This window comes from bacterium (genome assembly GCA_014360495.1).
Lineage (GTDB): Bacteria > Armatimonadota > JACIXR01 > JACIXR01 > JACIXR01 > JACIXR01.
In genome coordinates this window covers 13,112-29,867 of record JACIXR010000010.1, presented here as the reverse complement: position 1 = coordinate 29,867, position 16,756 = coordinate 13,112, and the positions used below count along the sequence as shown (strand labels likewise).

16 protein-coding genes and 1 pseudogene are annotated in these 16,756 nt (G+C 46.3%); 11 read left to right on the top strand and 6 right to left on the bottom strand.

Features of this window, described 5'->3' with window-relative positions; genetic code table 11:
* A complete protein-coding gene (locus tag H5T88_08970) occupies positions 1-822 on the bottom strand; it encodes a sugar phosphate isomerase/epimerase (GenBank protein ID MBC7330473.1) in 822 nt (273 codons plus the stop codon).
* A gap of 88 nt (positions 823-910) precedes the next feature.
* Entirely contained in the window at positions 911-2,152 is a 1,242-nt protein-coding gene (locus H5T88_08965) for an N-6 DNA methylase (protein MBC7330472.1), read from the bottom strand.
* A 295-nt stretch (positions 2,153-2,447) separates the two neighbouring features.
* On the opposite strand from H5T88_08965, the gene H5T88_08960 reads away from it, so the two are divergent.
* On the top strand, positions 2,448-2,639 hold the full coding sequence (locus H5T88_08960) for a 50S ribosomal protein L28 (protein MBC7330471.1): 192 nt from the start codon (positions 2,448-2,450) through the stop codon (positions 2,637-2,639).
* Here H5T88_08960 and H5T88_08955 read toward each other — a convergent pair.
* The 4 genes from H5T88_08955 to H5T88_08940 all read right to left on the bottom strand — a co-directional run bounded on the left by H5T88_08955 (position 2,636) and on the right by H5T88_08940 (position 5,635).
* Positions 2,636-3,472, bottom strand: coding sequence for a TIGR00269 family protein (locus H5T88_08955; protein MBC7330470.1), 837 nt, complete (start codon positions 3,470-3,472; stop codon positions 2,636-2,638). The two genes, H5T88_08960 and H5T88_08955, sit on opposite strands and share 4 nt — an antisense overlap.
* On the bottom strand, positions 3,469-4,254 hold the full coding sequence (locus H5T88_08950; GenBank protein ID MBC7330469.1) for a thiazole biosynthesis protein: 786 nt from the start codon (positions 4,252-4,254) through the stop codon (positions 3,469-3,471). Before H5T88_08950 ends, H5T88_08955 begins: the two co-directional genes overlap by 4 nt.
* Positions 4,255-4,380: 126 nt before the next feature.
* Positions 4,381-5,178 (bottom strand): ATP-dependent sacrificial sulfur transferase LarE, encoded by a 798-nt coding sequence (gene larE / locus H5T88_08945; GenBank protein ID MBC7330468.1) that lies wholly within the window; start codon positions 5,176-5,178, stop codon positions 4,381-4,383.
* Entirely contained in the window at positions 5,168-5,635 is a 468-nt protein-coding gene (locus H5T88_08940) for an Rrf2 family transcriptional regulator (GenBank protein MBC7330467.1), read from the bottom strand. Before H5T88_08940 ends, larE begins: the two co-directional genes overlap by 11 nt.
* Positions 5,636-5,790: 155 nt before the next feature.
* Between H5T88_08940 and cysK the strand changes: the two genes are divergently transcribed.
* The 10 genes and pseudogenes from cysK to H5T88_08890 all read left to right on the top strand — a co-directional run bounded on the left by cysK (position 5,791) and on the right by H5T88_08890 (position 16,754).
* Positions 5,791-6,702, top strand: coding sequence for a cysteine synthase A (cysK, locus tag H5T88_08935; protein ID MBC7330466.1), 912 nt, complete (start codon positions 5,791-5,793; stop codon positions 6,700-6,702).
* Positions 6,703-6,731: 29 nt separating this feature from the next.
* Complete coding sequence (locus tag H5T88_08930; protein ID MBC7330465.1) at positions 6,732-7,946, top strand: homocysteine biosynthesis protein; 1,215 nt, start codon at positions 6,732-6,734, stop codon at positions 7,944-7,946.
* A 16-nt stretch (positions 7,947-7,962) separates the two neighbouring features.
* Complete coding sequence (locus H5T88_08925) at positions 7,963-8,367, top strand: 4Fe-4S binding protein (GenBank protein ID MBC7330464.1); 405 nt, start codon at positions 7,963-7,965, stop codon at positions 8,365-8,367.
* A gap of 1 nt (position 8,368) precedes the next feature.
* Positions 8,369-9,055 (top strand): annotated as a pseudogene (locus H5T88_08920) (rubredoxin).
* A 28-nt stretch (positions 9,056-9,083) separates the two neighbouring features.
* Positions 9,084-10,373, top strand: a complete 1,290-nt coding sequence (hcp, locus tag H5T88_08915; protein ID MBC7330463.1) for a hydroxylamine reductase — start codon at positions 9,084-9,086, stop codon at positions 10,371-10,373.
* Positions 10,374-10,386: 13 nt separating this feature from the next.
* Positions 10,387-11,571: an FprA family A-type flavoprotein gene (locus H5T88_08910; protein MBC7330462.1), complete on the top strand. Its 1,185-nt coding sequence runs from the start codon at positions 10,387-10,389 to the stop codon at positions 11,569-11,571.
* Position 11,572: 1 nt separating this feature from the next.
* Positions 11,573-12,070, top strand: coding sequence for a type 1 glutamine amidotransferase (locus tag H5T88_08905; protein ID MBC7330461.1), 498 nt, complete (start codon positions 11,573-11,575; stop codon positions 12,068-12,070).
* Positions 12,071-12,081: 11 nt separating this feature from the next.
* The gene (locus H5T88_08900; GenBank protein MBC7330460.1) at positions 12,082-15,792 is read left to right on the top strand and encodes a hypothetical protein; all 3,711 of its coding nucleotides are present in this window, start codon (positions 12,082-12,084) and stop codon (positions 15,790-15,792) included.
* Positions 15,793-15,796: 4 nt separating this feature from the next.
* The gene (locus H5T88_08895; GenBank protein ID MBC7330459.1) at positions 15,797-15,943 is read left to right on the top strand and encodes a thioredoxin; all 147 of its coding nucleotides are present in this window, start codon (positions 15,797-15,799) and stop codon (positions 15,941-15,943) included.
* The gene (locus H5T88_08890; GenBank protein ID MBC7330458.1) at positions 15,900-16,754 is read left to right on the top strand and encodes a 4Fe-4S binding protein; all 855 of its coding nucleotides are present in this window, start codon (positions 15,900-15,902) and stop codon (positions 16,752-16,754) included. Before H5T88_08895 ends, H5T88_08890 begins: the two co-directional genes overlap by 44 nt.
* The last annotated feature ends 2 nt before the right edge of the window (positions 16,755-16,756 follow it).

Sequence of the window (16,756 nt, the reverse complement as noted above, 5' to 3'; positions counted from 1 at the left end):
TCAACCCTTCTCTATACTCGCGAAAATCCCCCTGAGAAAAGCAATATCTTTCCTCGTCTGCTCTATTACCTCTTCAACTGGCAAATCGTATTCGCTGTGAATGGAGAAGGGACCATTGAAACCAATCGCTTTGAGACAACGGATAAATCCTTTCCAATCCACCAATCCCTCCCCCAATGGGACAACCTCAACCCTCCAACTCCAATCCCCTCCCTCCCTAGGAACGAAAGCCAAATCCTTCGCAGCAACCATAAACAATCTATCCGCAACCTCCTCCAAATTCATCTTCCATCCCGCATAACCACCCTCGATCGTCGCATGCCCTATATCGTAATAAACACCAATCCATTCCGGGTCGCAATCCTCTATCATCTTAAGAATATGAGGAATGGAGGCACCGAGAAAGTCTCCCGAATGATTATGATAACCGCCCTTTATCCCCAATTGCAAACATAGAGGCTCAAGGCTCTTGAGCTTAGCCTTTGCCTCAGCGATATCTCTCCTCAAATTTCCGAATCCGCTGTAGAAGAAATAGCCGAATTTGAAATACTTTATGCCGAGCTTCGCGGATGTCTCAAGAATCTCCCTTGCATAAGGACTATCAATGCTCGTTATATTTGTCGTTATCATCGTGATTTCAACGCCGTTCTCCCTCAATGCCTCCACCGCTTCAGGAAGCTTATCCTTCGCCTCCGCCGGCTCTATATGCCCTCCTTCCCTCACCGTCAAATCCACTCCATTAATCCTTAGCTTCCTGAGCGCCCTACCCAATTCCTTGAAATTCAAAGCCTGGAAATGTTTGCTGAAAACACAAATCCTCATTCCTTATCCCTCCTCTTCAAATTCCAATAGCTCTTCCTCAACTTCGGGATAGAGCTCGTCTATCTGTTTCTGAACTTCCATCGTCTTCTCAATTGCTGATACCATTCTGAAATAGGTGGAAGTCCTTCAAGATATGGTCCCTTATTAGTTTTATTAAAGGTAGCTCACCTAATCCGTAAACCCTCTCAAAAGCTCGTTTGGCGGCGAAGGTCAAAAAGGAGAGTGTGCCGGCTGCGGGGTCCAGAACAGTTACCTGCCCGCTTGCGAATCCATCAATCATACGGAATTCCTGAGCGAGGATTTTCTCTATGGAGCGAACGATATAAGAGACAACTGGCTCGGGGGTATAATAAACTCCCCTTCTCTCCCTCGTTTCAGGGTCATATTGGGCAAGGAAAGTCTGGTAGAAATGAACGATAGGGTCATCTCCCTTCCCTTCGTGGAAATATTGGTGGAGGATTTTGTCAACATCGGTTACAGCCAAGACATTTGCAATATCATCTATTATCCATTCCATTTGGGGAGGCAAATCGCCGAGGGAGATGAAGCGGAACAAATCCCTTAAAATGCCGATGGTCGGGGGAATGAAATCGTAGGCGAGCTTTCTATTCAAACTATTGGTTGCCCTTGTGCGGGCAGCGAAGAGACTGTAGGTTACGGTTTGGGAGTAGAGGTCGGCAAATTCCTCGGGCGAGATTCCCTTCAAGAGATAATCCCTGAAGGCAGAGAAGAAGCCATATAGGTCTCCTCTCTCCTCCTTGATCTCCTCTTTTAGTTGGTGAAGGACGATGTCCTTGAGGAAACGGGTTCTCTTAGCGAGCTCCAGAGCCAAGGCACGGGAATCCCTTACCTCTGGTAGGGAGAAAGAGAAGAACTTCTCAAGTAGGGACATGAATTCCTCTCTATTCTCAATGGGAGGAACGACATCAAGGTGGAGCATAAGGAATGGTCGTGCAATTGAGACTTTATCAATTAGTTTTCCGTTTCTATAGAGGCGGAATTCAAGGAAATTCGTCAATATAAGGTTTGGGAAGGTGCTGAGGTAGCGTTGCAATTGCTCGGTTGCTTCTACGAGGTCAAGATTTTCCGTTTGAGGGTTTTTAGCCTCAATATAGCCGACGATATTCTGGACGCCATCCCAGATGCGGAAATCGGGATTTCCGGCCTCGGTTTTCTTAGGGAGAGTAGTGATTTGGATGTTCTTTCTGCCCGATATGTTGGCATATTCCCGAAGAAGCTCCTCAAGGGAGGAATAATAGCTTTCCTCTCTTGCATCGCCTCTTGAAGCCACTTGGAAAATGTCATTTATATACTTTTTGAGAAAATCCATTTTGATAAATTTTAAATCGTATTCAAATATATGTTAACGAAGTTCTCGGGAAGCTTACGATTAGGATAATTTTTGGTTTAATCCGGTCTTGTCGCACGAAGAAATCTAAAGGCGCCTTACTGTATTTGGAATAAAAAATTAAAAAAGGAGTTGCTTTTCTACCCCTTCGCTAATTTTGCTACAAAACCTCAAATTCTCTAAAAACTTGCCTTTCTCCCATATTCATCTCTTTTTGCCTTTTACTTCCTTTTGGGTTAAAATATAAAAGGAAATTTCTTAAAGGAGGATAGGAAATATGCCCAGACGCTGTTATGTATGTGGAAAAGGACCTATTTTCGGCTCGTCTATTAGCCACTCCCATAGAGTGATTAAGAGAAAGTTCCTGCCCAATCTGCAAAAAATGAGAATCTTGACCGATGAGGGAGTCAAGAGGGTTTATATTTGCTCTAAATGCCTCAAGGCAGGCAAGGTCCAAAAAGCTGTTTAACCCCTTTTTCCCTCTTTAACCCTCTCTTTTAAACGACAGAAAGAGCAGATTTCACCAGTCGTTGGCTGACTGCAGAGGGCGCATTCCCTCAACTCCACATTTGCCCTGCTTTCCCACCTCTCCCTCCTTGCCAAAAACCCCTCATAAAACCTCCTCTTTATCCCAGGGTTTTTCTCCTCTATTTCGTTCAAAAATTCCTTTAACTTCAAAAGTGTAGCCCCTCTTGAAAGGGGACATCGTTCCTCCACTGGTTTTATCCCCACAGCTTGGGCGTAATTCGCCACATCCTTTTCATAAGTTAAGCAAAGGGGCTTTATCTTCTTCGTGAAACGATGGTGGGAGCGAGGAAGGACGGGAGATTGGCGAGCGAGGGAATCTAAATCCCAGCGAATTATGTTCCAAAATATTACATTGACCTCGTCGTCAAGATTGTGACCCGTTGCAATTGTTTCCACGCCATGTCGAAGGGGGATGGTGTTCATCAAATACCTCCTAACCATCCCACAGACCGAGCAGGGCTCCCTTCCCGTCCTTTTCCTTGCTTCCTCAATCGTTATACCGAGTTCATCTCTTAAATCAATGATACTCAAAGGGATTCCCCGCTCCTCACAGAATCTCTCGCAAGCTTCCTTGCTTGGCTTGCTATACCCTTTTATACCTAAATCTATGAAAAAACCCTGAACCTCGTAGCCCAATCTCCAGAGGATATCAAGAAGAGATAAACTATCCTTCCCTCCCGAAATCGCGATAAATAACTTCTCTCCCTTTTCAAGGAGGGAAAACCTCTCAATTGCTTCCTTTACGCTTTCTATTACTTTCTTTATTCCATTCAACCTTTCAGGAGTTTGAGCGCTATCTCTGCTCCTTTCTTTCCGGAGACAAGCATAGCCCCAAAGGTTGGTCCCATCCTCGGGAGGCTATGTGTGGTGGACACAGCCATACCCACAGCTATCAAGCCCGGATAGACCTCACCGGTTCTCTCAACTATGAGGTCCTCCGATTGCTCAACCCACATAGCCCCGTAGATGCCTGCTTTTAATAGCCCTCTTTCCTCCAATTTCTTCACAACGACGGCATCGTGCCCAGTTGCATCTATAACAACTCTGGATTCAAGGGCAATAGGGTCAACACAAGTAAGTAGTCTCGGAAGATATTGCACCGGTGTCCAATTTATCACAGCCCCAGCCACCCTCCCATCCCTGATGACTACATCATCAAAGGAAGTCATATTCAATATCTTCGCTCCCGCTTGGCAAGCGGAATGGATGAGCGCTGAACAAGCCCAGGGTCCATCAGCGATAAACAATCCCGGGGCAACCTCCTCGCATTTAACTCCCAGCTCCTCAAGCTCCTTCTGCCCCGGAGCCCTCACGGTTACCTTATTCATCAAGTAACCACCCATCCAAAACCCTCCACCCAAGTAATTGTTTCTCTCAACGATTAAAACCTTATATCCTGCCTTAGCTATTTCCCTTCCCGCAACCAGGCCACTCGGTCCGCCTCCAACGATAATGACATCGCTCTCTGCATATTGCGAGAGCATCTGGGCGAAGCTCTCCACTATTGCGCGAGTTATCTCCTTTTCCGATACACTGCTGAAAATCCTTTCCTGCATAGTTCCTTCCTCCTTTCATAAATTTAATTTTCCATTTTAATTCAGAACTGCGAGAAGGCAAACTTAATTCCTTCCCACAGGAACAAGTTTTGAAACGTCCAAATTAACGATTTTATCCCTTTCATTCTACCCTTTGTCTACTCCTTCTGGATTTAGACTTCCCATTCTATAACCACGCAAATCCAAAGCTATATACCTAAAGCCTATCTTGGAAAGCATCTCCCCTATTTGCTTCCTATTATTCCAAATCTTCTCCATCTCCTCTTCCCTCACCTCTATCCTTGCCAACTCACCCTCCATATGGCACCTCACCCTAACATCACTTACACCAAGAGATTTTATGAATCGCTCAGCGTTTTCTATCATTTTCAGCTTTTCCAAGGTAATCCTTTCCCCAAAGGGTATGCGAGTTGCGAGACAAGGGGAAGATGGCTTATCCCAAATGGGGAGCCCGAGCTCCTTTGCAAGCTCCCTGACATCTTCCTTCTTCATTCCCGCCTCAGCCAGGGGACTCCTTACTCCGAGCTCCTCCTTTGCCCTCAAGCCGGGACGGTAATCTGAGAAATCGTCTGCATTCGTCCCATCAAGGAGAAAATCTATCCCTCTTTTCCTCGCCTCCTCCCAAAGTCTTTTATAAGTCATCCTCTTACATATGTAGCAGCGGTCTGGTGAATTATGGGATAAAAAAGATATATCCTCCTGGACTATGACTTGTTCCACTCCAAGCTTTTCACACAACGCCTTGGCTTGCTTGAGGTCTTCCTCGCTCTCAAGAGGCGATTTAATCGTTCCTGCCACAACATTCTCCCTCCCAAGAACCTCAATGGCGACCGCGAGAAGCGTTCCGCTGTCAACTCCTCCCGAAAAGGCTATCATAACTTTTCTCATATTCCCGATTATTTCCCTCAGCTTCTCATATGACATAGGGGTAGGAGTGAGGAGGGGTATCCTTTGGTAAGAGTTCTCTCGCTTCCTTCAACACATCCTCAAGTGTGTTGTTAGAGAGGAAATCCGCCACCTTTTCTCCTAATTTCTGCCACATTATCCTTGCTGAACAATTTGGGGCACGATGACAGTGTTTCTCCCCGTTTGGCTCAAGACATCTAATCAAATGAACCCTCCCCTGCATAGCAATTACTATATCCATCAAGCTTATTTCGGAGGGAGGTTTTGTCAACTTGAAGCCTCCCTCAGGACCCCTGTTGCTCTCTACAAGTTTGCCCAACCTCAATTTCCTCAGGATTTGCTCGGCATAATCCACGGATATCTCCTGCTCCTTCGCGATGACATTCGCCGAGATATAGCTTCCCTGCCACCTTGAGGCAAGGCTGAGCATAATACGAACTGCATATCTCACCATAGTGTTCAATCTAAGCGGCATAATCTTTCACCTCATTTACTATTATATAATATCAACTTTTTTAGTCAATAATTTGTCATTATTTTTTTGAATTTATATTGACTAAATTTCTCTTTTCGGGTATACTTCATAATAAGACAAAAGGAGGCGATTTCCTTTTGCGAGTTGCCAATGATATGACAGAATTGGTAGGTAACACTCCCCTCGTTCGTTTGAGAAGGGTCGCGATGGGAGCGAAGGCGGAGATTGTCGCAAAGCTGGAGTTCTTCAATCCCTGCGGAAGCGTTAAGGACCGTATAGGCGTTTCTATGATAAGGGACGCAGAGCTAAGAGGGATTCTTGATAAGGATACAGTTGTCATAGAGCCGAGTAGCGGTAACACCGCAATAGCTCTTGCCTGGGTATGTGCCTCAAGAGGTTATAAGCTAATAATCACCATGCCTGAGACGATGTCGGCGGAAAGAGTTAAGATATTGAAGGCGCTGGGTGCGGATGTCGTTCTTACTCCAGGGGAATTAGGGATGAAGGGAGCTGTAGAGAAAGCTTATGAGCTCGCTCAGCGCTATCCCAAGGCTTTTATTCCCGACCAATTTGCCAATCCAGCTAATCCTGAAATCCATAAAGAAACCACGGCGAGGGAGATATGGGAGGATACGAATGGGAAGGTGGATATAGTGGTTGGAGGGGTAGGCACAGGAGGCACCCTCACGGGAATAGGGGAATACATAAAGGGCGGTGGGTTAAAGCCGTCCTTAAAAATCATTGGAGTTGAGCCGGCGGGTTCTCCCGTTCTCTCAGGTGGTTGTCCCGGTCCCCATAAGATACAGGGCATAGGGGCAGGATTCATTCCCAAGGTGTTAAATCTTGATTATATAGACGAAATCATGTCCATTGAAGACGAGGAGGCTTATGAGATGACTAGGCGTCTTGCTAAGGAGGAAGGAATTTTTTGCGGGATTTCTTCAGGAGCAGCCTGCACTGCTGCGCTAAGGGTAGCGAAGAGGGAAGAGAACAAGGGGAAATTAATAGTCGTTATCTTCCCCGATACTGGCGAGCGATATCTTTCAGTTGAAGGTCTTTTTGAATGAAAGAACAGTTTGGAAGGAGGCGATAAGAGTTGAGAGAACGAACGATTGAGGAGATAAACGAGAAGATAAGGAAGGGAAAAGTTGTCGTCCTCACAGCTGAGGAGGTAATAGAGTTAGCTAAGGAAGAGGGATATGCGAAAGCAGCGGAAAAAGTTGATGTCGTAACGACGGGGACATTTGGTCCTATGTGCTCCTCAGGTGTCCTGATAAATCTCGGGCATACCGCTCCTCGCATCAAGATAACGAGAGCTTGGCTTAACGATGTTCCCGCCTATGGTGGACTCGCTGCCGTGGATATCTATTTGGGAGCTACCGCGATCCCCGAGAACGACCCAGCTAATACCGAATACCCCGGAGAATTCAAATATGGGGGAGGGCATGTTATTGAGGACTTGCTGAGGGGAAAAGATGTTCTTCTTTATGCCGAGAGTTACGGAACAGATTGTTATCCAAGGAAAGAACTGGAAACTTATATAAACTTGAAAACGGTAAATGAAGCTATCTTGTTGAATCCTCGCAACGCTTACCAAAACTACAATGTCGCGGTTAACCTATCAAACAGGACTATTTATACCTATATGGGCGTTTTGAAGCCAAATTTGGGGAACGCCAACTACTGCTCTGCTGGACAGTTGAGTCCCCTCCTCAAAGACCCCCTATATGAAACGATTGGTATCGGCACACGCATCTTCTTGGGAGGAGGGATTGGCTATGTAGCCTGGTGGGGAACCCAACATAGCCCCGCAGTTCCGAGAAATGAGCTCGGGATACCGAAAGTTTCCGCCGGAACTCTTGCCCTTATAGGCGATTTAAAGCAAATGAGCCCAGAATGGATTAGGGGCGCAAGCATAAGGGGCTATGGGGTTAGTCTTGCTGTGGGAGTGGGAATACCGATTCCTATTTTGAACGAGGAGATTTTCCGCAGAGCAGCTGCGAGCGACGAGGAGATAACCGCTCCCGTTGTGGATTACAGCAATGCCTATCCTAATAGAAAAAGTGAAATCCTCGCTGAGGTTACCTATGCCCAGCTGAAGAGCGGGGAGATTGAGGTATTGGGAAAGAAAGTCCCCACAGCATCGCTCTCAAGCTATTACAAGGCGAGGCAGATAGCCACGATTCTGAAAAATTGGATTAAAGAGGGAAAATTCTTCCTCACTCAGCCAGTTGAGAGACTACCGGGTCCGGAAAGCGGTATGAAGATGAAGCCCTGTGAGATTAGAAAACCTCTTATAGAGGAGATATGAAGCGAGGTGATGAGTAATGAAGGCGAGATTGGTCTTGAGATTCCCTCCCTTGCTCGTAGACCAACCTGTTGTCTACAAGCTGATAAAGGATTACAACCTCGTTTTTAACATTCTGAGGGCGGATATAACGCCAGATAGCGAGGGCTTGATGGTCCTTGAGATAGAGGGAGAGGAAAGGAATTTTCAGAAAGGTTTGAGATATCTTGAGGAAAAAGGGGTAAAGGTTCAACCCCTGAGTCAGGATATCGTGATGAGGGAAGAGCTATGCACCCATTGTGGAGCTTGTGTTGTCCACTGCCCCACAGGCGCGCTTCACTTTGATGAAGAGCGGCGCGTCATCTTCTCCCCTGAGAAATGCGTCGCCTGTGAGGTATGTGTTGATATATGCCCATTTAGGGCTATGGAGATAACGCTTGGCTAAGATGAACGAGAAAGCATTAACACTCATAAGCTACGGATTGTATGTGATAGGGGCTAGATTGGGCGAAAAGCTTAATGGTCAAATAGCCGATGCTGTATGTCAGGTGGCAAGTGAGCCTCAACTTCTTGCCCTGAGCAGCAACAAGAAGAACCTCACCCACGATATGATAAAGGAGAGCGGCAAGTTCTCCGTTGTGATTCTGGAAAAGGAAACCCCTCTGACATACATCGGAAGATTCGGCTTCCGCAGTGGTAGAGAAGTAGACAAGTTTGAGGGAATAAATTATTTCCTCACTGAAAGAGGGCTCCCCATCCCCACAGATTATGCCCTCGCCTATATTGAATGCGAAGTCGTGCAGGTAGTGGATGTGGGAAGTCACACGCTCTTCATAGGGGAAATCTTAAATGCGGATGTTCTAAAGGAAGGCGAACCTTTAACCTATGCCTATTATCAACAAGTGAAGAAGTGGAAGGTGTCAGAGGCATCTCCCACTTATCATAAAACATCTTAAAAGGAGGTTTTACAAATGAAGAAGTACGTTTGCTCAGTCTGTGGTTATGTTTATGACCCCAATGAGGGCGACCCTCAATCGGGGATTGAGCCGGGAACTCCCTTTGAAGAGCTTCCCGACGATTGGGTATGCCCCGTGTGCGGGGCAGATAAATCCGCTTTTGAGTTAGCGGATTAAGGAGGTTTTTATGACAGAAGGTTTTGACATGTTTTGTTATCAGTGTTCACAGGTTGCAGGTGGAATCGCCTGCACAAAGAGAGGTGTTTGCGGTAAAAGCCCCACTGTAGCTCGCTTGCAGGACAATATGCTCTTCGCTTTAAAGGGAATCAGCGCATATCTTTACCACGCGAGGGAGCTCGGTTATTCTGACCCCGAAATAGACGCCTTTATGGAGGAAGCCCTTTATACCACCTTAACAAATGTGAACTTCAATGCTCAATCCCTCGTCTCTTACGCCCTAAAAGTGGGTGAAATGAACATACGAACCATGAGACTTCTGAAGAGGGCTCATATTGAGACATTCGGCGAACCCCAGCCAAGGGAAGTTCAAACTGGCACTCGCAAGGGCAAGGGAATCATCGCCACCGGTCACGGACTAAAAGCCCTCCACGAGCTCTTAAAGCAAACAGAAGGTACGGGTATAAATGTCTATACGCACTCAGAGCTTTTACCCGCACACGGCTATCCGGTGTTGAATAAATTCCCTCATCTTGCTGGCAATCTCGGGAAAGCTTGGTTTGACCAACGCCAACTGTTCGCGAAGTATCCCGTGGCGATATTGGGAACCTCCAACTGCGTTCTCATACCAACGGAAGCTTACAAAGAGAGGATGTTCACTACTGGACCAGCTCGTCTTCCCGATGTCCCCTATATTGAAGGCTACGATTTCTCTCCGGTCATAGAGAAAGCTAAATCGCTTCCGGATTTAGAGGATGAAAAGGGAGATGTCGTTCTCACCACAGGGTTCTCAAAATCGGTGATTCTCACCTTAGCTGATAAGTTGAAGCAATTGATCAATGAGGGAAAGATAAGGCATTTCTTCCTGGTTGGAGGGTGCGATTCCCCTTTGAAGAAAGCGGAGTATTATAGAGAATTCGTTCAAAGGCTTCCGAAGGATACTATCGTACTCACTTTGGCTTGCGGGAAATTCCGCATAAACGACCTACAATTGGGCGATATTGAGGGAATTCCTCGCCTTTTGGATTTGGGACAATGCAACGACGCCATCGTAGCGATTGAAATCGCGGAAGCTCTCGCTAATCTCCTTGGGTTAAGCCTAAGCGAGCTTCCCCTCACTCTCGTCCTCTCTTGGATGGAGCAGAAAGCTGTGGCTATCCTATGGAGCCTCCTCTATCTCGGCATCAAGGGCATCTATTTGGGACCTATTCTGCCTGCTTGGGTCAATGAGGATATTCTGAAGGTGCTAGTAGATGAATACAAAATAAAATTGATAGGAGAGCCAGAGGAAGACATACAACAAATCCTGAAATCATAGGAGGTGAACTGGAGTGCCTCTCGGGAAGATAAAGGAAAACATTTGGTATGTGGGAGCGATTGATTGGGATAGGAGGCTATTTGACTCCCTCATTCCCTTACCAGAGGGAACGAGTTACAATGCTTATTTAATCAAAGGCAACGAGAAAACAGCTCTTATAGACACGGTTGACCCCTCAAAGGAAGATGAGCTCTTCAAAAATTTGGAGAAGCTAAATGTAGAAAAGATAGATTATTTAATCGCCAACCACGCCGAGCAAGACCATTCCGGCTCAATTCCCGCCGTTCTCAATAGATTTCCTATGGCGAAAGTGATAAGCACTCCAAAGGCAAAGGATATATTGAAGGACTTGCTCTTATTAGAAGACGAGGTTTTCTTAACAGTTGGAGATGGAGAAAGTGTTTCCCTCGGCGATAAAAACCTGAAATTCATCCACGCTCCCTGGGTCCATTGGCCCGATACAATGCTCACATATCTCGTTGAGGATAAAATACTCTTTCCTTGCGACCTCTTCGGCTCGCATCTGGCGACGAGCGACCTCTTTGCAGTGAAAAAAGACGAGGTCCACCTCTCAGCAAAGCGTTATTATGCCGAGATTATGATGCCCTTCAGAAATTTGATAAAGGGACACCTGGAAAAGGTGAGGATGTTAGAGCTGGATATGATTGCTCCCAGCCATGGCCCAATTTACGCCGAGCCCGACTTCATCATAAAGGTTTACGAGGATTGGGTTTCCGATGAAGTTAAGGACGAAGTCGTTGTCGCTCACATATCCATGCACGGTTCAACGGAAGCCATGACAAAATTTCTCGTAGATAAACTAATTGAAAAAGGAATAGGAGTGAAGGTATTTGAGCTGACCAATTCCGATATCGGAGCCCTCGCTATGGCTCTCGTTGACCCCGCTACCCTCGTCCTGGCAACGCCAACAGTTTTGGGCAGTCCCCATCCAAACGCAATTTACGCCGCTTATCTCGTCTCCGCCCTCCGTCCAAAGCTCAAATATGTTGGATTAATCGGCTCTTATAGCTGGGGAGGAAAAACCGCGGAAAAGATAAAGGAGATTTTATCCAACCTGAAAGTGGAGTTCCTTCCTCCCGTTCTCGCTAAGGGTTACCCCAAGGAGGAGGATTTCCAATCCCTTGAGAGGCTTGCCGAGGAAATTACAATCCGGCATAAGGGATTGAAAGGAGGTTGATATGAAGGCATTGATAATCAGCGCCGACAATTTTGAGGATTCCGAGCTTTTAGAGCCTTACAAGATGCTCAGGGAGAAGGGGGTTGATGTGGACATAGCGTCTTTCAAGAAAGGTGTAATCGTAGGGAAACACGGTAGCGAGGTAATGGCTAACAAAAGCTTGGAGGAGGTTAATCCAGAAGAATATGACCTACTTATCCTTCCGGGAGGGAAAGCCCCCTCCGCGCTGAGACATGATGAGAAAGCGAAGGAAATCACCAGGCATTTCTTTGAGAAGAGCAAACCCGTAGCGGCTATCTGTCACGGTCCCCAGATATTGATTTCGGCGGGAGTTATGAAGGGGAGGAAGGCTACCGCTTATCGTTCCGTTCAATCAGAACTGAAAACTGCGGGTGCGATTGTTGAGGATAAAGAGGTAGTCATTGATGGCAACCTAATCACCTCACGCCAGCCATCAGATATCCCCGCTTTCCTGCGAGAGATAGAGAAATATATTTAGCCAAAGCTTTGATGAGGGTAACATCTATATTGTTGTTATCCGCCATCTTCTTGTCCGTTATATCTATGGCACAAGTGAACATCCCCAATGCGAGCTTTGAGCTGTTGGATGAAAATGGCTGGGCTGTGGGTTGGATAAGGGAACCGGGTACCGATAAGAACATAGTTGAGATATCACAAAAGCACGCGAAGGAAGGTAAGCGGAGCCTTCATCTTATCTGTTTAAGCGGTCCCTACGCCGACGCATTCTCACCTCGCTTTCCCATAAAGCCATCCACTAAATACATTCTTCAGTTCCACTGCCATGGTGGTGGGAATGTCTTCACATTTTTCTACGATTCAGAAGGGAATGAAGTAGAAAAGGAAAGGAGATATTACGGCTTCTCCGGAAGGAAATTCTCCCAGAGCGCGGTTAGCTTCACCTCCCCTCAAAACGCGAGCTCTATGGCGCTTCTCTTCAGGGTTTACCCGCCAAACGGAGAAGCGTGGATTGACGATTTGTCCCTCCTTGAGCAGGATGGCAAGGAATATCTGGAAGTCCAAAATCCAAGCTTTGAGATTGTATTCCCCGATGGACTTCCCTGGGGTTGGAGGTTTGAACCGCAAAGCGGGAAAAACTTAGCGGAAATCACCGATAAAGTCTCCGTTTTCGGGAGGAGAGCCCTCCATTTGAAATGCTCGGCACCACCCTATTGCGACGCCATCTCGGCGAGCTTCCCCGTAAAGGGTGGAATAACCTACACTCTGAGCTTTTCCGCAATCGCTCCTCAAAACACTGGCGTCTTCGTTTTCGTCTTCAATGATAAGGGAGAGGAAATCGGGGCAGTGGAAGCGGATGCGGGACGTCATTTCTTTTTCCAAACCAAAGGAGAGGAGTTTGAAAGGATTAAAATCAAATTCACTCCCAAGGCAGGAGCAACATCTATGTATCTTTACTTCCGAACCTATGTTGGTGGCGAACTTTTCGTTGATGGTATACAGATAGAGACTGGAGAAGCAACTGATTTCTCAAGGGAGGAGAAACCTTTCTTGAAAATATTGTTGAATTGGCATGCTTTCACAAGAAGAGATAACATACCGGTTACAGCCCTCATACACAATCCTTCAAATGAACCGCTCACGGGCAAACTCATCCTAACGCTTAAAGACGAATACGACGAAATTCTGGATGTCCTTGAGATGAACCAGAGCGTTTCTGCAGGGGAATTGAAGGAAGTAAAGGCAGAATTGCGAACGGACAAGCTATCCCTTGGCTCCTATAAAATCACCCTCTCTTTCGCCTCTCTTCCCTCAGTTGAGGAGCGAATCTATATAGTGCCGAGGCTTGAAAAAGAGACGATAGGATTTGGCTTCTATGGTTATGTTTTAACTGGCGAGAGGATTCGTCGCTATGGCGAGGCGGATATATCATCTTCCTTAGACCTTTTAGCGAACGCAAATATGAATTTAATGAGCGTTTGGCTTCCCAATGAGAGAGAGAAATGGCTTGATGAGATGGCTAAGAGAGGGATGGGGTTCGCAGGAATAGAGGGAGCCCCTGTTTCGGCTCCCGATGAGGCAACCCAGCAGGATCACTCACTTACATCTGAGGGGAAAGTGCAGACCTGCTATTGGTCTCCAGATACGGGGAAGCCTCGCCTATCATATATCAGTCCATTGGCAAGGGAACTCGCGAGGTCTGAATTGGGGAATTCCTTTTTGAAGATAAGAGAGCATCCCGCGTTTTCGGGAAAGATTTTCTTCGGCGACGATTTCTTCATGTGGCGAGGAACGAGCTGGGAGGATATGAGATGTGGACCACTCGCCGACTACAGCTACCATGCAATCAAAAATTTCAAAGAGAAAACCGGTCTGGAAGCACCCCGATTCTCGCCAGAGCAACTAAAAAAGGTTACAGGCATAATCCCCGATAACGACCCTTGGCTCCTTTGGAATCGCTTTCGCTGTAAAGAGATATTCGCGGATTATATGAAAGTCGTTTGCGATACATATAAATCAAAACTGAACGCGGATACTCATCATGTGTTTGAGACCTGGTGGAATCCGGGATTCGGCATCTGCCCATCATATGAGCAGAGGATTCTAACATTGCCGGGCTATTATTCTTATCCCGCTTCCCCCTATATGCATATATTCGGTGTGGAAACAGTGAGATTGGGTGCGGATGATAAGGACATCTATATCATCCCATCTGCTCATAACAACCTCTGGGGGAAATGGTTTGAGGAGCGCTCGCCAGAATATGAGAGGGCGGTTTTCCATTCAATACTTGGAAGCGGAGGAAAGGGAGTGCTCTATTGCCCCTTCCAACCCGTTTGGGAATTTGATGAAGGGCATAAAGCTGTTTGGCAAGAATTTAGAAGGCAAGGAGCATTCCTCCAAAAATATGGCAAATTGCTTTACGCTCTCCGAAGAAAGAAAGAGCCGGTTGGCTTGCTTATCTCCTTCTCAACCGATGCATATCGCATTCTTGAGAGACCAAATGAACATTGCTTCAGGGTAGCGGGTTCCTTCTTCTCCCTCCTGAGAGCGCAGATTCCCGTGGAATTGGTGGATGAAGAACGAGTAGCTTCGGGCGATTTATCCCATTACAAAGTTATATACCTCTCCGATGTCTCCGTTTTGCCTCTATCTGTGGCTAAAGCTCTGGAGGATTTCATTTCAAAGGGGGGAATTGTACTGATGGATGATTTATGCAAAGTGGAGATAAAAGGTGCAAGGAAGCTTCCCTTTAATGCTTCCGTTATACCCATTGACGAAGATGATAGCCAAGATGGCAGTTATAAGATATACAACTGCCCAATTGAGCAATATTCCCAAGCCAAAGTTAAGGAAGCGGTAGAGAGGGTGAAACAAACATTTAAAGGAATAGTTGAGGAAATAGTTCAAACCGATTGCCTTGACATAGCTTGCAGAAGGTTCGTGGATGAAAAGGGGAACGAATATCTCTTCTTAATCAATCTAAATCAATACAAGACCACGCGCGCCAAGCTCTCATTCCCCAAGCAAAGAGAAGCGATTGATGTCTTCAGTGGAGAGAGATTCAAAAGCGGGAATTTATTGGAGCTACCACCAGCTGGCGCAAAATTGTTTTCCTTCCTCCCCTTGGCGGATAAAATGGAAATAGATTTGCCTTCGCGGATTATAGCGGGTGAACCAGCTACCTTAACGGTACTGCTTTACAACTCCGGGAAGCCCCTCCCGGGCTTAACTCCCCTGCGGATTACGGTTTTGAACGAAAAAGGGGATGTAGAGAGGGAATGGACTGGGTCATATGTGGCGAAGGAGGGAATTTTGAGAATTCCCCTTTCTTTGCCCTTGAATACCAAGGAGGGGCTTTGGAAAATCTTGGTTGAGGATTTGGTTTCTCACAAAATGCAGGTAGCTAAAACAGAGGTCATTCCACCCATCTTTATGGAAGTAGAGGAAATTGGTAAGGGCGATAAGAAGGAATTCAGGGTCACGATTAGGAACAACTCGGAAGAAGAGATTAAGGTGGAGCTGAACATTATATGTGATGAGTTTTTAAAGACCTCCTTGCCCTCAAAGGGAGAAAGTTTGAGCTTTCAAGCTGGGGAAAAGAGAGATTTAATGATAAAAGTTTCAGCTGAAGACGACTTCGCTATGGGTCCACAGGTTTTGTCATTCCTGATAAAGATAGAGGGGAAAGGCATCATATCCAAGAAAATATTCTGCGTGTTCAAAAAAGAGGAGGCGAAATGACTCCGTGAAAGCGCTTTTTCGTCTCATCTGGCTTCTCCTCGTTATAGCTATGATTTCTCTTACCGCCTTTGGCGTTAAAAGAGGAGAATGGAAGAAGGTCAAGATAAATGCGGAAATCATCTGCACCTCCTGCATCGGGCTTGGTAAATAATAGTAGAAAATCCCGCTATTGGGGATTGGAGAGATGGAGATTCCTCTCTCAGATCTCTGGGCTCGCAATCACTAACCTCTATTTTCTCCACCTCAGATGGCTTCCCTGCCCAGTTATGAACTGCTATGCCTGTCCTCTCGCCACTTTCGCTTGCCCCATAGGTTCTCTTCAGTATGCTATTGATGTAGGCTTCTTCCCCTTCTATCTCTTGGGTATAATCTTCCTCAGCGGGCTTGTTTTCGGAAGAATAACTTGTGGCTGGCTCTGCCCGTTCGGCTTCATTCAAGACCTCCTATATAAAATCCCCACGAGGAAATTCTCTTTACCTAAATATCTCTCCTACGGAAAGTATTTCTTCCTAGCCATCTTCGTCCTCCTTCTACCCTTCATCTTCCATCAACCGATTTTTTGCAAGATTTGTCCCGTGGGAACATTGCAGGGAGGTATTCCCTGGCCGATTATTGAGCCTCAATTTCGCTCGCTAATCGGTTGGAATTACTTCCTCAAGATAGCCATCTTGGTAGGCATCATAATTCTCTCAATCCTCTTTTCGCGTCCATTCTGCAGGGTGATGTGCCCTTTGGGAGCGCTTCTTTCTTTCTTCAATCGCTTCAGCTTTTTAAGGGTGGAAGTGAAAAGCGATGCCTGCAGGCATTGTGCTCTCTGCACTAACCGCTGCCCTCAAGGAATAGCTATCTATGAGGAGGAAGGGCATCCCGATTGCATAGGCTGTTTGAAATGTAAAGTTTGCAATGCGATTGAGATGAAAGCTGGATTGCCCGAGAAACTAAAAGGATTTAAAGAGGGGTGATT

Coding starts and splice junctions, on each gene's coding strand:
- H5T88_08900 (MBC7330460.1), top strand. CDS start 12,082: ATGAGGGTAACATCTATATTGTTGTTATCCGCCATCTTCTTGTCCGTT.
- H5T88_08905 (MBC7330461.1), top strand. CDS start 11,573: ATGAAGGCATTGATAATCAGCGCCGACAATTTTGAGGATTCCGAGCTT.
- larE (MBC7330468.1), bottom strand. CDS start 5,178: ATGTCATATGAGAAGCTGAGGGAAATAATCGGGAATATGAGAAAAGTT.
- H5T88_08970 (MBC7330473.1), bottom strand. CDS start 822: ATGAGGATTTGTGTTTTCAGCAAACATTTCCAGGCTTTGAATTTCAAG.
- H5T88_08925 (MBC7330464.1), top strand. CDS start 7,963: ATGAAGGCGAGATTGGTCTTGAGATTCCCTCCCTTGCTCGTAGACCAA.
- H5T88_08940 (MBC7330467.1), bottom strand. CDS start 5,635: ATGCCGCTTAGATTGAACACTATGGTGAGATATGCAGTTCGTATTATG.
- H5T88_08965 (MBC7330472.1), bottom strand. CDS start 2,152: ATGGATTTTCTCAAAAAGTATATAAATGACATTTTCCAAGTGGCTTCA.
- cysK (MBC7330466.1), top strand. CDS start 5,791: ATGACAGAATTGGTAGGTAACACTCCCCTCGTTCGTTTGAGAAGGGTC.
- hcp (MBC7330463.1), top strand. CDS start 9,084: ATGTTTTGTTATCAGTGTTCACAGGTTGCAGGTGGAATCGCCTGCACA.
- H5T88_08950 (MBC7330469.1), bottom strand. CDS start 4,254: ATGCAGGAAAGGATTTTCAGCAGTGTATCGGAAAAGGAGATAACTCGC.
- H5T88_08890 (MBC7330458.1), top strand. CDS start 15,900: ATGCGGAAATCATCTGCACCTCCTGCATCGGGCTTGGTAAATAATAGT.
- H5T88_08960 (MBC7330471.1), top strand. CDS start 2,448: ATGCCCAGACGCTGTTATGTATGTGGAAAAGGACCTATTTTCGGCTCG.